Annotated in this window: 12 protein-coding genes; 9 read left to right on the plus strand and 3 right to left on the minus strand. The window is 47.6% G+C overall.

The window, feature by feature from the left end:
• Positions 1 to 70 precede the first annotated feature (70 nt).
• From BCT27_RS07450 to BCT27_RS07460, 3 genes are all read left to right on the plus strand, one after another.
• Positions 71 to 1,315: a carboxynorspermidine synthase gene (locus BCT27_RS07450; RefSeq protein ID WP_102395438.1), complete on the plus strand. Its 1,245-nt coding sequence runs from the start codon at positions 71 to 73 to the stop codon at positions 1,313 to 1,315.
• A 66-nt stretch (positions 1,316 to 1,381) separates the two neighbouring features.
• The gene (nspC, locus tag BCT27_RS07455; RefSeq protein ID WP_102395439.1) at positions 1,382 to 2,515 is read left to right on the plus strand and encodes a carboxynorspermidine decarboxylase; all 1,134 of its coding nucleotides are present in this window, start codon (positions 1,382 to 1,384) and stop codon (positions 2,513 to 2,515) included.
• Positions 2,516 to 2,696: 181 nt separating this feature from the next.
• A complete protein-coding gene (locus tag BCT27_RS07460; protein ID WP_102395440.1) occupies positions 2,697 to 2,930 on the plus strand; it encodes a hypothetical protein in 234 nt (77 codons plus the stop codon).
• A gap of 18 nt (positions 2,931 to 2,948) precedes the next feature.
• Here the strand turns inward: BCT27_RS07460 and BCT27_RS07465 are convergent, their stop codons facing one another.
• Complete coding sequence (locus BCT27_RS07465; protein ID WP_102395441.1) at positions 2,949 to 3,650, minus strand: DNA alkylation repair protein; 702 nt, start codon at positions 3,648 to 3,650, stop codon at positions 2,949 to 2,951.
• A gap of 497 nt (positions 3,651 to 4,147) precedes the next feature.
• Between BCT27_RS07465 and BCT27_RS07470 the strand changes: the two genes are divergently transcribed.
• The 3 genes from BCT27_RS07470 (at position 4,148) to BCT27_RS07485 (ending at position 9,284) form a co-directional block, all read left to right on the plus strand.
• Complete coding sequence (locus BCT27_RS07470) at positions 4,148 to 5,851, plus strand: chitinase (RefSeq protein ID WP_102395442.1); 1,704 nt, start codon at positions 4,148 to 4,150, stop codon at positions 5,849 to 5,851.
• Between the two features lie 534 nt (positions 5,852 to 6,385).
• Entirely contained in the window at positions 6,386 to 7,852 is a 1,467-nt protein-coding gene (locus tag BCT27_RS07475) for a chitinase (protein ID WP_102395443.1), read from the plus strand.
• A 388-nt stretch (positions 7,853 to 8,240) separates the two neighbouring features.
• On the plus strand, positions 8,241 to 9,284 hold the full coding sequence (locus tag BCT27_RS07485) for a GMP reductase (RefSeq protein WP_102317625.1): 1,044 nt from the start codon (positions 8,241 to 8,243) through the stop codon (positions 9,282 to 9,284).
• A 59-nt stretch (positions 9,285 to 9,343) separates the two neighbouring features.
• On the opposite strand, the gene BCT27_RS07490 is transcribed toward BCT27_RS07485, so the two are convergent.
• Positions 9,344 to 11,788, minus strand: coding sequence for a calcium-binding protein (locus BCT27_RS07490; RefSeq protein ID WP_102395445.1), 2,445 nt, complete (start codon positions 11,786 to 11,788; stop codon positions 9,344 to 9,346).
• Between the two features lie 492 nt (positions 11,789 to 12,280).
• Here BCT27_RS07490 and BCT27_RS07495 point away from each other — a divergent pair, with 492 nt between their 5' ends.
• Positions 12,281 to 13,012: a helix-turn-helix domain-containing protein gene (locus BCT27_RS07495; RefSeq protein WP_102317627.1), complete on the plus strand. Its 732-nt coding sequence runs from the start codon at positions 12,281 to 12,283 to the stop codon at positions 13,010 to 13,012.
• Between the two features lie 78 nt (positions 13,013 to 13,090).
• Here BCT27_RS07495 and BCT27_RS07500 read toward each other — a convergent pair whose 3' ends face one another.
• Complete coding sequence (locus BCT27_RS07500; protein ID WP_102317628.1) at positions 13,091 to 13,582, minus strand: thioesterase family protein; 492 nt, start codon at positions 13,580 to 13,582, stop codon at positions 13,091 to 13,093.
• 211 nt (positions 13,583 to 13,793) lie between these two features.
• Between BCT27_RS07500 and BCT27_RS07505 the strand changes: the two genes are divergently transcribed.
• On the plus strand, positions 13,794 to 14,666 hold the full coding sequence (locus BCT27_RS07505; RefSeq protein WP_198597524.1) for a GlxA family transcriptional regulator: 873 nt from the start codon (positions 13,794 to 13,796) through the stop codon (positions 14,664 to 14,666).
• Between the two features lie 214 nt (positions 14,667 to 14,880).
• A complete protein-coding gene (locus BCT27_RS07510) occupies positions 14,881 to 15,771 on the plus strand; it encodes a beta-keto acid cleavage family enzyme (RefSeq protein WP_102317629.1) in 891 nt (296 codons plus the stop codon).
• The last annotated feature ends 8 nt before the right edge of the window (positions 15,772 to 15,779 follow it).

A 15,779-nucleotide genomic window follows, 5' to 3' on the forward strand; every position in this document is an offset into this window, starting at 1 on the left:
TGCTACATTGCTGAGCAGCAAAGGCATCGCACTGTTTTAAAGACATATTGTCTTATAAGGAATTGAGAACATGGCAATTTTACAGATTGGTGCTGGCGGTGTTGGTTGGGTGATTGCGCATAAAGCAGCACAGAACAATGACGTATTGGGCGATATCACTATCGCATCGCGCACGGTAGCGAAGTGTGATGCGATCATCGCGTCGATCAAAGGACGCAATAACCTCAAAGATCCAAGCCTAAAGCTTGAGTCTCGCGCCGTAGATGCTGACGACGTAGATGCACTGGTTGCACTCATCCAAGACGTGAACCCTGATTTGGTGATCAATGCTGGCCCTCCATGGGTAAACATGGCCATCATGGAAGCGTGCTATCAAGCAGAAATCTCGTACCTTGATACGTCTGTCGCCGTTGACCTTTGCTCTGAAGGTCAGCAAGTACCACAAGCCTACGATTGGCAGTGGGGCTACCGTGAGAAGTTTGAACAAGCCGGTATCACAGGCATTCTCGGTGCGGGCTTTGATCCGGGTGTGGTGAGTGTGTTTGCTGCGTATGCGGTTAAGCACTTGTTCGATGAGATCGATAGCATTGATGTCATGGACGTGAATGCAGGCGACCACGGTAAGAAGTTTGCAACCAACTTTGACCCTGAAACCAACATGCTGGAAATCCAAGGTGATTCTTTCTACTGGGAGAATGGCGAGTGGAAACAAGTGGCGTGTCATACCCGGATGATGGAGTTTGAATTCCCACTTGTTGGCAGCCACAAGGTTTACTCCATGGCGCACGACGAAGTGCGTTCAATGAAAGAGTTTATTCCAGCCAAACGCATCGAGTTTTGGATGGGCTTTGGCGATGCATACCTGAACTACTTCAACTGCATGCGTGATATCGGCCTATTGAGCCCTGATGCGGTCACCTTGCATGACGGCACTGTCGTTGAGCCGCTGAAAGTACTGAAAGCGCTGTTGCCAGATCCAACATCGTTAGCGCCTGGTTACACCGGTAAAACGTGTATCGGTACGTGGGTGCAAGGCACGAAAGACGGCAAAGCGCGCAGCGTGTTCATCTACAACAATGCTGACCATGAAGTGGCTTACAAAGATGTTGAGCATCAGGCAATCGCATACACCACGGGCGTTCCGGCGATCACTGCGGCATTGCTTTACTTCAAGGGTGCATGGAACGGTAAGGGCGTGTTCAATATGGAACAGCTTGACCCAGACCCATTCCTCGAATTGATGCCATCGATTGGCCTCGATTGGGGTGTTGAAGAGTTGGAGCCTCAAGCGCCTGTCATCAATATCCTTAAGTAAATTTGCTAAAGTAATGAAGCCTGCGATGTTTTCGTTAAATATCGCGGGCTTTTTGTGAGAAGAACAATGAATTCATCATCGTTAAAAACACCTTATTTTCTGATTGATGAAGATAAGCTGATTCGAAATCTTGAAATAGCCAAACGCTTAAAAGAACTGTCTGGCGTGAAGCTGGTTCTCGCACTCAAATGTTTTTCTACATGGGGTGTGTTTGACATCATCAAGCCATACCTTGATGGCACCACGAGCAGTGGCCCGTATGAAGTAAAGCTAGGCCATGAAACCTTTGGCGGTGAAACCCATGCTTATAGCGTGGGTTATAGTGAAGATGACGTGCGCGAGGTTGCAGACATTTGTGACAAGCTGATCTTTAACAGCCAATCACAACTTAAAGCGCATCGTCACTTGGTGGAAGGTAAAGCTTCGTTAGGGCTTCGTTTAAATCCTGGTGTGAGTTATGCCGGACAAGATCTTGCGGATCCCGCGCGTCAGTTTTCGCGTCTTGGCGTTCATGCCGATAAGATCGACCCTGAGGTGTTTGCATCGTTGAATGGCGTGATGTTCCACATGAACTGTGAAAACAAAGATGTGGATGCGTTTATCGGTTTATTGGATGCCATTTCGGCTAAGTTTGGCACTTATCTCGATTCACTCGAGTGGGTGAGCCTGGGTGGCGGCGTGTTCTTCACATGGCCGGGTTATGACGTTGAAAAACTCGCTTCTGCACTGAAAACGTTTAGTGAGCGACACGGCGTTCAACTCTATCTTGAACCGGGCGAAGCCATTATTACCCAGACAACGGATCTTGTTGTTACTGTGGTAGATATCGTCGAAAACGACATGCAAACTGCCATCGTAGACAGTGCAACAGAAGCGCACCGTTTAGACACGCTGATCTATAACGAGCCAGCCTCCATCAAGGAGGCCACGGAAAACAGTGAACACACATACGTGATTGGCAGTTGTTCATGCTTGGCGGGTGATCAGTTCTGTGTGGCAAATTTTGATGAGCCGCTGCAGATTGGGCAGCGTCTGCACATTGCTGATAGTGCAGGTTACACCATGGTGAAGTTGAATTGGTTCAATGGTCTGAGAATGCCTTCTATCTATTGCCAACGGAGCAATGGAGAGGTGCAGCTATTGAATGAATTTGACTATCAAGACTTCAAGCGAAGTTTGTCTCAGTGGCCTGTTCGCTAAGAGAGGTCAATTGAGGCCATCATCTAACGATCAGATATTCGTCGAATAAATATAAATATGAGCGCCTAGTGCGCTCTTTTTTATCGATATTTTTGATGTAACTCTGAGTGTTATTCCACGATCATGGCGCTCTTCGACGTATTCAAATATAAAGAAGATGATCATGAATGGAGGATACGACATGGATGCGTTCTTGCTTATGATTGTCATCGTTGCCGCTATTTTAGCGGTGAGAACATGTCGTAGTTATGTCGCTTATCAAGCTCAGCTACGCGAATTCGAAGTCAATCATCAAAAATCATCAGGGCTGCACAAGGCCTACCAGAAAGAAATTGAAGCACTGAAACAAGGCAATGACCTGCACGAGACAGACGTTTCAAGCCAAAATACACATTCGTTGTGTCTGCAAAAATAAGATGTTTCTGCTTTTGGATTAGAGGGAAAGAAAATGCTTTCTCTCTTCGCTATCCAATTTCTCTATCGCGTATCGAAGCATGGTACGAGGTATGAGGGCGATATGTGTCGTTAAAAAAGCGCGTAACCCTTCAACGTCTCTTTTCCCTACATCGCGTAACATCCACCCCGACACTTTGTGAATTAAATCTTCTTTGTCCGTCAGATATTTTTCTGCAAGGGCATAGGTATCTTCAAATTGGTTGAGCCGAATAAACGTAAAAGTCGCCATCATGGCGATGCGTCTTTCCCAAATTGATTCAGAGTCCGAGAGTGAATAGAGCACGGCTCTGTCTTTGTCTGCCAGATACCCACCTACGATATGGTGCGCTGAGCTATCAACCAAATCCCAATTATTAATGCGGTGGGTTTGAGTCAGATAGAAATTGTAAATGGTGGTGCGATCTTCCCCTTTGGCTTTTTTAAACTGTTCAGAAAGCAGGATAACCGCCAATAAGCGTATCTCATGCCATTCGCTTTCTAGCAAGGTACGGATTGTCTCTAAAGAGGCATTGATGTGTGCTTTTGCGCAATTTCGAAGGGTGGGCACGCGCACACCGATAAATCGATCGCCTTCACCGTATTCGCCGGGGCCTGATTTGAAAAAACGCTGTGCGTTTTGAGCAAGTTCTTCATCACCACGTGCTTTTATCGCTTCGATAATGGTGTTGGCATTGTTCATTACTTGTCCTTTTACCCCGCGAATTGAAGAGAGAGTGCGGGGTTAGTTTATTTGAAAAGGGCCCAACGAAATAGTGCGTTCTAACACATATAAAATATGAATGCGTGTGTTTTTATGGCGTGTTATTTCCCTGTTTTCAGTCCATTTTCCACAACAGTTGTAAGTAAATATTTCGCGAAACACTTCACTGAATTTCTCATTAACAGCTTGAAGTCACTCGGATAAATGCCATCCCATTAGAGGGTGGCACATCTACTGGTGGGTGGCTCTCATTTTAATATTCGCACTGTGCATATATTGAGGTGGCTGCGCGGAAATTATAGTCGCTGCTCGTCGTCGTCAATAGGCAACACTCAACAACGCCGTATCGAAGTTTGTGTATTCCTTCGGCAGTTTAGGGCATTGATGCGGCGTTGAGTAAAGCACAGACAGCGCAGTTTACGTGATTTGAATTCCATAGAAATCAAATCTCATTTTTTTGATAAGGAATGTTAACGATGAAACAAACTGCTTTGATCCCGGTGTTGCTCGGCGCAACGTTTGCGGCTCAGGGGGCAACCATGACGCCTCAGCCTGATCCCGAAAATCCAAATGGATTCATTGTTGAGCGCGCAGAAGTGAATGCAGCGGCGGCAGCTCAAACGTCTAACCCTATGTATGGGACGTGGTCTAAGGCTCTAGAGACTCAGCCAAATGCCATCGTAGATGCGATTGATGAAGGGTTAGCGAGTAATCCTATTAACGTAAAACGTGTAGAGCGCGTGTTCTCTCGCCAAGATTGGGATTTCCTGACTCAAATGGCGGCGCCTGAATACACCTATACACGCTTCCTTCAAGCGATTGGTAAGTTCCCCGCTTTTTGTGGTGACTATACCGATGGCCGTGATGCTGATGCCATCTGTAAGAAATCTATCATTACTGCGTTTGCGCACTTCTCTCAAGAAACCGGTGGTCATATTGCCGTCGACAATACTTGGGATAACCCGTTAGGTCTTGAAGAGTGGCAGCAAGCGCTTGTCCATGTCCGTGAAATGGGATGGTCAGAAGGTCAGGAAGGCTACACCACAGGTTGTGGTCAAAATGATTGGCAGAACAAACGCTGGCCTTGCGTGGCGGGCGAAGGTTATTTTGGTCGTGGTGCTAAACAACTTTCTTACCACTTTAACTACGGCGCATTTTCAGAAGTTATGTTTGATGGCAATGCCAACAAATTATTGGGTGAGCCGGGCTTAGTCGCTGATTCTTGGCTGAACCTAGCATCTGCGATTTGGTTCTTCTTAACACCGCAAGCACCAAAACCTGCGATGCTGCACGTGATTGACCGCACTTGGGTTCCTTCTCAGCGCGAGAAAGATGCAGGCATTGGTTATGGCTTTGGTACCACGATCAACATCATCAATGGTGGTATTGAATGTGGCGAGCAGAACAAAGACAAAGGACAGCCGGTTAACCGTATTCGTTACTGGGAAGGTCTCGCGAAACACTATGACATTCCTATTGAAGCTGATGAAGTGAATACTTGCTGGCAGCAATTGCCTTTCGGCAGCTTGAACCTGCAAGGTGCAACCGACGTGCTTTACACCAACTGGGATGGCAACTGGAAGTACTTCTCTGATCGTCCGGGTGGCTATTCATTTGAATGTGAATTGGTTGGCTTCCAAACGGCTTACTCTGCGCTTGTTGAGGGTGACTATGAGAAATGTGTGACGAATTTCTATGGTTCGCATGCAGGTTGGCCAGAAGTCCGTGTCGTTGACAAAATCGATGGCGGTGACACTGGCGGTGGTACGAATCCACCTGCAGACAATGCATGGGATGCCTCCAAAGTTTACAACACCGGTGATCAAGTGGTGGTAAACGGTGTTACCTACGAAGCGAAATACTGGAACCAAGGTGTTAATCCTGAAACCAGTGGCGAATATGGCGCATGGAAAGTGGTATCTGGCACACCACCGACTCCGACACCAGAGCCTACACCTGACCCGGAGCCTACACCTGACCCAGAGCCTACACCAGACCCAACACCGACGCCTGATCCAGAACCAACACCTGATCCAGGAAACTCAACATGGGATGCCAACAAGGTTTACCTTGCGGGTGACCAAGTTGTTGTGGCTGGTATTACCTACAAAGCGAAGTATTGGACACAAGGTGACAACCCAGCATCTGGTGCTCAGTGGGGACCTTGGCAACAGCTTTAATCGTCCATAAATGCATCGCTAAGTCTTGAACAAAAAGCACGGCATATAGCGCGATGCATGAGTAAATGGTGATCACAGAAGCGCGTATTTTACGAAAGTAGGATACGCGCTTTTTTGTACCTGAGACGGTTGAATTCAAGGGGTATCGTCGCCTTTTAGCGAGACAGTTCGCAGTTTTTAATTCGACATGTGTGCATAAAAATGAGTGCATTGTGTTGAGGTTTCTTTTGTCTAACGTGTTTGGCTTCAAAAAATCACGCTACAACAGGTTGGTCTTTATCAAAACCTAACGGGGCATCATACAGTCTTTGCATTTGGCTGGGTGATAGTGGTTCAGTTGTATATCAAGTCATGCATATAGTTGGCTGTCTGCGTTAATAACAAAATCATCAAGAATGACTGGGTAAACGCGTTACTTATAGCGTTAACGGAATAGGCCCAGCTAAAAATGACATCGAGATGATATAGCCATCGCAGCGGCGAATTTGGAAGGGGAGATTTTCTCTTTCCGGCGTATTTGATAAGGAACTTGAAATGAAAAGAACAGCTCTGTTTACGGCACTGTGTGGTGCAAGCTTTATGGCGAATAGCGCCATTTCCATGAATCCCCAGACTGACCCTAATGACGTCAACGGGTTCGTTGTTTCCGCTTCCGAAATGGCGGCAGCAGAAGCGGCGCAAACCTCCGACCCTATGTATGCTATCTGGTCCAAAGCGCTCGAAACCATGCCAAACACCGTGGTTGAAGCCATTGATGCAGGATTGGCGTCAAACCCTGATAACGTAAAGCGTGTTGAACGTGTATTCCCGCGTTCAGATTGGGATTTTCTGACGCACATGGCCGCGCCTGAATACACTTACACCCGTTTCTTGCGTGCAATCGGTAAGTTCCCCGCGTTCTGTGGTGATTACACGGATGGCCGAGATGCCGATGCAATTTGTAAGAAATCTATCATTACCGCCTTTGCCCATTTCTCTCAAGAAACGGGTGGACACATTGCCATCGACAACATTTCAGACAACCCACTTGCGTTGGAGGAATGGCAACAAGCCCTTGTTCACGTTCGTGAAATGGGATGGGCTGAAGGCCAAGAAGGGTATACGACAGGATGTGGTCAAAAAGACTGGCAGAACAGCCGCTGGCCATGTGCGACGGGGCAGGGGTACTTTGGTCGTGGCGCTAAACAGCTTTCTTACCACTTTAACTACGGCATGTTCTCTGAGGTGATGTACGACGGTGATGCCACCAGACTGCTTAATGAACCCGGTTTGGTTGCAGACTCTTGGTTAAACCTCGCTTCTGCGATTTGGTTCTTCCTAACGCCTCAAGCGCCTAAGCCTGCAATGTTGCATGTTATCGACAGAACGTGGACCCCATCTCAACGTGAAAAGGACGCGGGCATTGGTTACGGTTTTGGTACAACCATCAACATCATCAATGGCGGTATTGAATGTGGTCAACAAAACAAAACCAAAGGTCAGCCTGTTAACCGTATTCGCTACTGGGAAGGGCTAGCGGCACATTATCAAATCCCGATTGAAGCAGATGAAACCAATACCTGTTACCAACAATTGCCATTTGGCAGTTTGAACCTTCAAGGTGCAACAGACGTGCTTTACACCAACTGGGACGGTAACTGGAAATACTATGCTGATCGTCCGGGTGGCTACTCATTCGAATGTGAGCTTGTTGGCTTCCAAACCGCGTATTCGGCGTTGGTTCCGGGCGATTACGAGAAGTGTGTGACGAATTTCTATGGCTCACACGCAGGCTGGCCAACCGTGCGTGTGTTACCAGATGCTGAGATGCCAACGACAGGTGCTGGCAATGGAACCGATACGGGTACACCGACTGATCCTAATGCATGGAGCGCTGCAAAGGTTTACAACAAAGATCAGCAAGTGGTCGTGAAGGGCGTAACATATAAAGCACTTTATTGGACCCAGGGCGATGATCCATTGCTGAGTGAAGCGTGGGGCCCATGGGTGCCTGTGCAATAGGCGAAATGTCGCCTAATCAGTAGGAAAAACATCAACTAAGTCGTTTGTTTTTACACTGAAAAAGAAATGATCAAGCTGCGTGTTTCAATCTGGAATGCGCGGTTTTTTTATACAAATTGAGGAGGGGAAGTGCGAGATAAGTGGTTGTAAACAGAGAAGGATTTTTGAATTTATCGAGATGTATTCTGATAAAAGGTATCACAAAAAAATTTCAATTGTCAGTCTTGTGAATAATATTTATGTGCCTATAATGCTGAAAACCGGAGCGTCTGCCAACGCCCCGGTTTTTTTGTGCCTGCTCGATGGTGAATATTCAAGCTATCTGCCAATAGCTAAAATCCATGAGCACTGTCCGAAAGGGCATCGTCTGTAAATAAAGGAAAGACACATGCGTATCGAACAAGACTTGAAGTTGGGTTTCAAAGATGTACTGTTTCGCCCGAAACGTTCTACCCTAAAAAGCCGTTCACAAGTTGAATTAACCCGCGAGTTTACCTTCAAGCATAGCGGTCGTCAATGGTCTGGTGTACCTGTCATTGCAGCAAATATGGATTCAGTCGGTTCATTTAAAATGGGCAAGGTGCTCGCTGAGCACGGTTGTATGACTGCTATCCACAAACACTACACTGTTGAAGATTGGGCAGCGTTCGTTGCTGAAGCTGACACTAAGACGCTAAACAACGTCATGGTTTCAACAGGCACTTCTGACGCTGACTTCCAAAAAACCCAAGATATTATGGCGTTGTCTGATGAACTTATCTTCATCTGTATCGACATTGCCAACGGTTACTCTGAGCACCTTGTTCAGTACGTTGAGCGTGTTCGCGCTGCATTCCCAGACAAAGTGATCAGTGCGGGTAACGTGGTTACTGGTGACATGGTTGAAGAACTTATTCTTGCTGGTGCAGACATCGTGAAAGTGGGCATTGGCCCTGGTTCAGTGTGTACGACTCGCGTGAAAACGGGCGTAGGTTACCCGCAACTTTCTGCAATTATTGAATGTGCAGATGCTGCACACGGCCTAGGTGGTCGTATCATCGGTGACGGTGGCTGTTCATGTGCGGGTGATGTGTCAAAAGCCTTCGGTGGCGGCGCTGATTTCGTGATGCTTGGCGGTATGCTAGCTGGCCACGAGGAAAGCGGCGGTGAAGTGATTGAACAAGACGGTAAACAGTTCATGAAGTTCTACGGCATGTCTTCTGAAAGTGCGATGGCAAAACACTCTGGTGGTGTTGCAAAATACCGCGCTGCAGAAGGTAAAACCGTCTTGTTGCCATACCGTGGCACAGTGAATGATACGATTTCTGACATTCTTGGTGGCGTACGTTCTACATGTACTTATGTTGGTGCAGCACAACTGAAAGAGCTGACAAAACGCACCACGTTCATTCGTGTACAAGAACAAGAGAACAACGTGTTCGGTAAAGAATAAATCCGAAAGCACATATAAGAATGCCACCCAATTGGGTGGCATTTTTTTTGAATTTAATTTTATACGTTGGTGAAGTCGAACATGTCAGCCCTGACGTGGTCTGCATCAAATTGTTTTAGTGTGATGACGGTGTTATCACCCGCAAATGTCAGCACGGTTGACGCGCCCACTTGCTCCGCACTGATTTGAGAGAATCGCGTAACCAAAGAGGCATCGATTTCAATGGTGTCTTGGAAGCGATTGAAATCTTGAATGGTGTCTTTTCCATCATGATCTCTGAACACAAACACATCTCTACCGCTTCCACCGATCAGGTAATCATCGCCATTGTGGCCCATGATACGGTCGTTGCCATCTTGACCTCCTAGTTTATCGTTGCCTGTGCCGCCGAACAGGGTGTCTGCACCTGTTCCGCCCCAGATCACATCGTTGCCTTGGTTGCCGGAGAGTATGTCATTGTCTTCACCGCCTCGGATAACATCGTTACCTGCACCGCCGATGATATTGTCATTACCTTCATTGCCACTGATGTCGTCGTTATCCGCTCCACCATCAATCTTATCGTTGCCTGTGCCCCCGAAAATTCGGTCGTCACCTAAGCTACCGCGTAACGTGTCATCACCGTCACCGCCTGCAATGTGGTCGTTTCCTCTTGCGCCGCCGAAGTTATCATTGCCAGCACCGCCGTGGTAATAATCATCACCCCAGCCGCCATCGCCATAATCGTCGCCTAAACCACCTTGAATGTGATCGTCGCCATCACCGCCCCAGATTCCATCGTTTCCAGAGCCACCTTGGATGATATCGTCACCCGCATCGCCTTTGATGATGTCGTCGTTTGCACCACCGTTGAGGTGATCAGCGCCTTCTCCGCCTAAAATCATGTCGTTGCCAGAACCACCAAGAATGGTGTCGTTTCCGCTGCCGCCAGTGAGGGTGTCATTGCCAGCATTCCCTTGCAGATAATCGTTATGGTCTCCACCATCAATGTTGTCATTCCCGGTACCGCCGTCAATGTAGTCATGGCCGATACCGCCAACGATGGTGTCATTCCCGCCATTACCATAAATTTCGTCACTGCCTGTGCCGCCATTTATGACATCGTTACCATCACAACCATGGACTTCCTGAAGGAATACATTGTCGATCAACGCGCCATAGCCATCCGCGCCGCCTTGTCCACCAAAGCTAATGGTCAAGCTTTCTGTGCCTTGCGGTGCGGAGAATTGTGCATCTATCGATTGGTAAATACCGATTTGAAGCGCATTGCCATAGGTGTGGTTATAGAGAACATTGCCATCTTGGTCGAAAATATTGACGCTAAAGCCGCTGGTTTCGTTGTCTTCGCCTTTAATTCTATTCGCGAAATCGAAGGAGAAATTGAGCGTCGTCGCACCCGAACTTGTCAGGTTTGAAACATTGACAGTTTGCTCAACGGTTTTGCCTTGGGCAAGGTCAAGCTCCATAACGGTATTAGTTTGTGAATTGTTCGGTGTACCAGAGAATTGTCCTTGCTGCATTTCAACAACATTGCTGCCAACACCTTGCCAGCCGACGAGTTGACTATTGTTCACCAGTGCAAAGTCATTGCCAATGTTGTCACCCCAAGCCTCAAAGTTACCATTTAGCAATAAGTTAGGTGCATCACCATAGATGATGTCGTGTCCTGAACCTCCGGTGATGTTGTCATCATCACAGCCACCCGATATGACATCGTTACCATTTCCGCCGTGAACGGTATCATTACCATCGCCAGCCCAAAGGTCATCGTTTCCGTTTCCACCGATGAGTGTGTCTTCGCCAGTAAAGCCTTCCAGTTTATCGTTGCCTTCACCGCCATTCAGGTAATCGTCACCCGTTTGACCGAAAAGCATATCGTCACCGTTGTCGCCATAGATGGTGTCATTACCGTCGCCACCTAAGTGTGTGTCGTTTCCATCACTACCGTGTTGAAGGTCATTGCCGTTCTGACCCCAAAGGTAATCATCACCTTCGCCGCCATTTTGGGTGTCGTTACCATCTCCGCCCCAAAGAATATCGTTGCCTGCATCTCCGTTTAGCGTGTCATCACCGTCGTCGCCAAAAAGAATGTCCTTGTCTGCGCCGCCGTTAATGACATCGTCACCGATGCCACCAAATAAACGGTCTTCTCCAGCACCGCCGAAGAGGTTATCAGTACCGTCTTGTCCATAAACAATGTCGTCACCAAGCCCGCCGTAGAGGAAGTCATCGCCTATGCCACCTTCTAGACGGTCGTCTCCCGCATCGCCATAGAGAAAATCATTACCAAACCCACCACGAACATGGTCATCATCGTCTCCGCCATGAAGCTCGTCGTCATGATCGCCACCAATGACGGTGTCATTGCCTGCGCCACCATCGGCAAAATCAGTATCGCCGTCTGCTCGGATAAAATCGTCACCGTCATGACCATAGATTTCATCCATGCCTGCAGTGCCGATCAGCGTATCGTTCCCATTGGTTCCGTTAATGATGTTTGCCATGTTGGATTCCCTTTGTCTGGATATTTTTTATGGGCGCATGTGTGCGTTTTTTCTAAACACTCTCCAGCCGCGAGGTTTGGGGGAGGCGCGCCATTTTAATAGACCGGACTATGGCAGCCTCTATATTTGGGTGCCGTGTTGAAAACGAGACGTCCAAGCTAGGTGGTCAATTACGCGCAAGAAGATGCAAGAAAGTACTAGTCGAAAATAGAAAAGATATGGGTGAGAGATTGGTTCCAACTCTTTGTGTTTTAGCGGGTTAAGTGTTGCGATGTATTTTGGCGTTGTCTGCAGTACTAAATTAGTTTGATTTAACGTGTTCAGGGAAAGTGGCTTCGATACATGTTGTTTCATATTGCATACCCCAGACGCTAAGCCTCAAACATTCAACAGGATAAAAGACATCGGTCGATGTTCATTCAAGCCAATGAGATAGCACTGGCAAAGCAATACCGGTTGCGCTTTACTGTCTTCTGGTTTCAAGGAGGAAACATGGCTGAATGTGATCAAGTGGTTCAAACGTTAAAGAAGCAGCTCAAAGTACGAGGTGTGAATTATCAAGATGTCGCGAGTGCATTGTCACTCAGCGAGGGCTCGGTAAAGCGGCTTTTTGCGAACGGCGGAAGCTTGAGCCTAGATCGCTTGTCGGCCGTATGTCAGCTCATTGATATGGAAATGGGGGAGTTGTTTAAACTCTCATCCGATAGCAGCCATCAGATTACGGAACTGACGTGGCAGCAAGAGGAAGAGCTGGTGGCTGACAAAGCCTTGCTGTTGGTTGCCGTGTGCATCACGAATGGATACCGCTTTGATCAAATCCTTGAGCAATACAACTTACCTGAAACCGTGTTGATTCAGAAAATGGCGCACCTAGACCGCCTAAATTTGATTGAACTCCAACCGGATAACCGCGTTAAACTCAAAATTTCTCCGTCATTTTCATGGGTAGCGGGTGGCCCGATACAGCAGTTTTTCCAGCAACAAGTGATCAGCGCTTTTTTCCAATCTCGTTTTGCCGGTGAGGAAGAGAAACTGGTGATGTCCACGGGGCTGATGTCGCTCTCAACCAACTACAAATTTCAGCAACGTATTCAACGTTTGGTGAGTGAGTTTTATGATTCATGTAACCAAGACACAGATTTAACGATGCAAGAGCGTCACGGTACTTCAATGGTGGTCGCGATGCGCCGCTGGACCTTTCCTCTTTTTGAAGAGTATGAATAACGCGGTGTCGATACTTGGGAAATTCAACCGTTCATCAACAAAAATCCACTCATCAACAAAAACCGCTTATCAGTGTAATTAGTGCTTAGGGCGCTTCATCGCGATGGCGCTCCCTGCGCTTTTCGGTGTGTCGAGAACGTGGTGAGCAGTTTGTATCTCGTCGATCAATGCTTGGGTGTGTGCTAAGAAAGGCGCTGCCCTGTGTGCTTGCATGTCCATGTGTAACAGCAAGGTTTCCATCGTTGCCAATTCATCATGCGTTTGCGCATGCATCATGGTCATGAACAGCCTTAGTTTCTTGCTATCACTTTCTAATAATTGCCCTTGGATAATGATTGGTTCGGCTTCGGCAACTTCTTTTAAGTAAGTCACCATGCTCTGAAGGGTATAAATCGAAACGTTGTGTTCTTCTCTAAATGCTTCATTCAAACCAATGTGCACCATGAACCCATCAATGGCCTTACTGAAGGCAACCACATAATAGGCATCATTCATGTGCCCGTTGTAGTCTATCCATTCAGGTAAAACAGGGCTTTCGAATAACCGAATCCTATCTGCGTGGTTTGGCATGTTTGATCCTCAGTGAGATAAGCATGATGGCTGGTTCCTATACTAGGCTGTAATAGGCTGACTTTTTGATTGAAGCCGCATATAACTTGACTGTTATCGACAAATCAGCGGGAAGAAGAGGTGAAAGGTGTTTGGTGATCCTTCAAGGTCGAAAATACAAAAGATTCATTTCCTGTTGTTGCCGGGCTTCTCTTTGTTTGGGTTAACGGCCATGTTAGATCCCTTGCGCCATGCTAATCGCACGCAGGGTGAAGCGTTATACGAGTGGCAACTTATCTCCGAAAACGGCGGGTTGATCTCAAGTAGCGACAGCATTGAGATCATGACGCATACCCCGCTGAATGGCATTGAGAAATGTGAAACGCTCATCATCTGCTCTGGCAGTGATCCTGACTTGGCAACGACGCCAGCACTGTTAGGTTTTATTCGTCAGCAGAGCCATTATGGCGCGGATATTGGGTGTCAGGATACAGGCACTTATATTGCGGCCGCGGCTGGGATTTTGGATGGTTATCGGGCAACCATGCACTGGGAAAACCATGAAACGACGCAGGAAGCGTTCCCTAACGTAACGCTCGTGCAAGAGTTGTTGGTCATCGATAGAAAACGTTTTTCTTGCCCTGGGGCGTTATCTGGCTTGGACATGATGCTCTATCTGATCAGAGCGCAGCATGGACAAGAACTGGCAACCCTCGTGGCGGATGAACTTGTCTATACCCACCAAAGAGAACACAGCGAACCTCAGCGTCGTTCCCTACAAATCCGTTTAGATAGCCGCAATCCTCATCTGATCGAAGCTGTTCAACTAATGGAACAAAACATCGAAGAACCGCTGTTAATTGCTGAGTTGGCTGAGGTGATTGGCATTTCTGACAGAGAGTTAGAACGTCTCTTTAAGCGGCACTTGGCACAAACGCCAAAAGCGTTTTATCGTCAACTTAGGTTAGAGAAAGCCCGTTGGATGCTGCAACAAACCAACGACAGCGTCACGTCGGTGGCGACAGCCTGTGGCTTTGTTTCCCTCTCTCATTTCACCCGCTGTTATCAAGATCAATTCTCCAAACGCCCTAGCCGAGAACGTTAGATTTTAGGCAACACACGTGCGTCAACATGTCGGAAATAGATAGCCATGTCTATTTTGCGACACGCCTTCATTTGCGTCTTTTTTAGGTTAGTAAGCATCGGCTTTAGGCAAAAACGTCCGTTTCTAACGTGTAACTCTGAGGGTGCGCGATAAAGAGAACGAGGCATGCCAACGTGCCTCTTGTTTTTATTTAACTAAAAAAAGAGCCCTTACGATGAATCAAGACGTCATTATTACTTGCGCCATTAATGGAGCAGGGGATACCGCGGATAAAAATCCAAATGTGCCGATTACACCAGAACAAATTGCCAATTCAGCGATAGAAGCATGGAATGCAGGTGCTGCAATTGCGCATATTCATGTTCGAGACCCAGAGACAAAACAAGGTTCGAGACGCGTCGAATTGTATGCAGAGGTCTGCGAGCGCCTGCGCGCGTCTGATTGTGACGTTGTCATTAATCTGACAGCAGGCATGGGGGGCGATCTCTACATTGGGCCGGAAGAAAATCCAACGGCATTTTGTCCAGAAACGGATTTGGTGGGCGGGCTTGAACGCCTTGTGCACATTGAAGAACTCAAACCTGAAATCTGTACCCTCGACTGTGGCTCATTAAATTTCGGGGATAACAACCTTGTCTATGTCTCGACGCCTGACATGCTTCGCCGCGGTGCTGCGCGTATTAGAGAACTTGGTGTGACGGTTGAGTTAGAAATTTTTGATACGGGCAATCTTTGGTTTGCCCTTCAAATGATGAAAGAAGGTCTGCTTGATGACAACGCCATGTTCCAGCTGTGTCAGGGCATTCCTTGGGGGGCACCACCGGACTTTACGTTATTAAAAGGGATGGTGGATATGCTGCCAGACCATAGCCAATGGACAGCGTTTGCGCTGGGTCGTAACCAGTTGCCTTGGGCAGCGCAATCCGCTTTGTTAGGCGGCCATGTGCGTGTCGGCTTAGAAGACAATTTGTATCTCGAAAAAGGTGTGTTGGCGACAAATGGTCAACTGGTGGAACGCGCTGTCAATCTAATCGAAAACATGGGGGCGCGTGTTTTAAGCCCAACTGAAGCTCGTGAAAAATTGCGCCTTCGTGGCACGCAATAGGAGGTTGA

Source organism: Enterovibrio norvegicus, assembly GCF_002876705.1.
GTDB classification, from domain to species: Bacteria; Pseudomonadota; Gammaproteobacteria; order Enterobacterales; family Vibrionaceae; genus Enterovibrio; species Enterovibrio norvegicus_B.

What these genes read in the sequence shown, in the direction of transcription:
- BCT27_RS07450 (WP_102395438.1), top strand. Translation starts at nt 71, where the DNA reads ATGGCAATTTTACAGATTGGTGCTGGCGGTGTTGGTTGGGTGATTGCG.
- nspC (WP_102395439.1), top strand. Translation starts at nt 1,382, where the DNA reads ATGAATTCATCATCGTTAAAAACACCTTATTTTCTGATTGATGAAGAT.
- BCT27_RS07460 (WP_102395440.1), top strand. Translation starts at nt 2,697, where the DNA reads ATGGATGCGTTCTTGCTTATGATTGTCATCGTTGCCGCTATTTTAGCG.
- BCT27_RS07465 (WP_102395441.1), bottom strand. Translation starts at nt 3,650, where the DNA reads ATGAACAATGCCAACACCATTATCGAAGCGATAAAAGCACGTGGTGAT.
- BCT27_RS07470 (WP_102395442.1), top strand. Translation starts at nt 4,148, where the DNA reads ATGAAACAAACTGCTTTGATCCCGGTGTTGCTCGGCGCAACGTTTGCG.
- BCT27_RS07475 (WP_102395443.1), top strand. Translation starts at nt 6,386, where the DNA reads ATGAAAAGAACAGCTCTGTTTACGGCACTGTGTGGTGCAAGCTTTATG.
- BCT27_RS07485 (WP_102317625.1), top strand. Translation starts at nt 8,241, where the DNA reads ATGCGTATCGAACAAGACTTGAAGTTGGGTTTCAAAGATGTACTGTTT.
- BCT27_RS07490 (WP_102395445.1), bottom strand. Translation starts at nt 11,788, where the DNA reads ATGGCAAACATCATTAACGGAACCAATGGGAACGATACGCTGATCGGC.
- BCT27_RS07495 (WP_102317627.1), top strand. Translation starts at nt 12,281, where the DNA reads ATGGCTGAATGTGATCAAGTGGTTCAAACGTTAAAGAAGCAGCTCAAA.
- BCT27_RS07500 (WP_102317628.1), bottom strand. Translation starts at nt 13,582, where the DNA reads ATGCCAAACCACGCAGATAGGATTCGGTTATTCGAAAGCCCTGTTTTA.
- BCT27_RS07505 (WP_198597524.1), top strand. Translation starts at nt 13,794, where the DNA reads ATGTTAGATCCCTTGCGCCATGCTAATCGCACGCAGGGTGAAGCGTTA.
- BCT27_RS07510 (WP_102317629.1), top strand. Translation starts at nt 14,881, where the DNA reads ATGAATCAAGACGTCATTATTACTTGCGCCATTAATGGAGCAGGGGAT.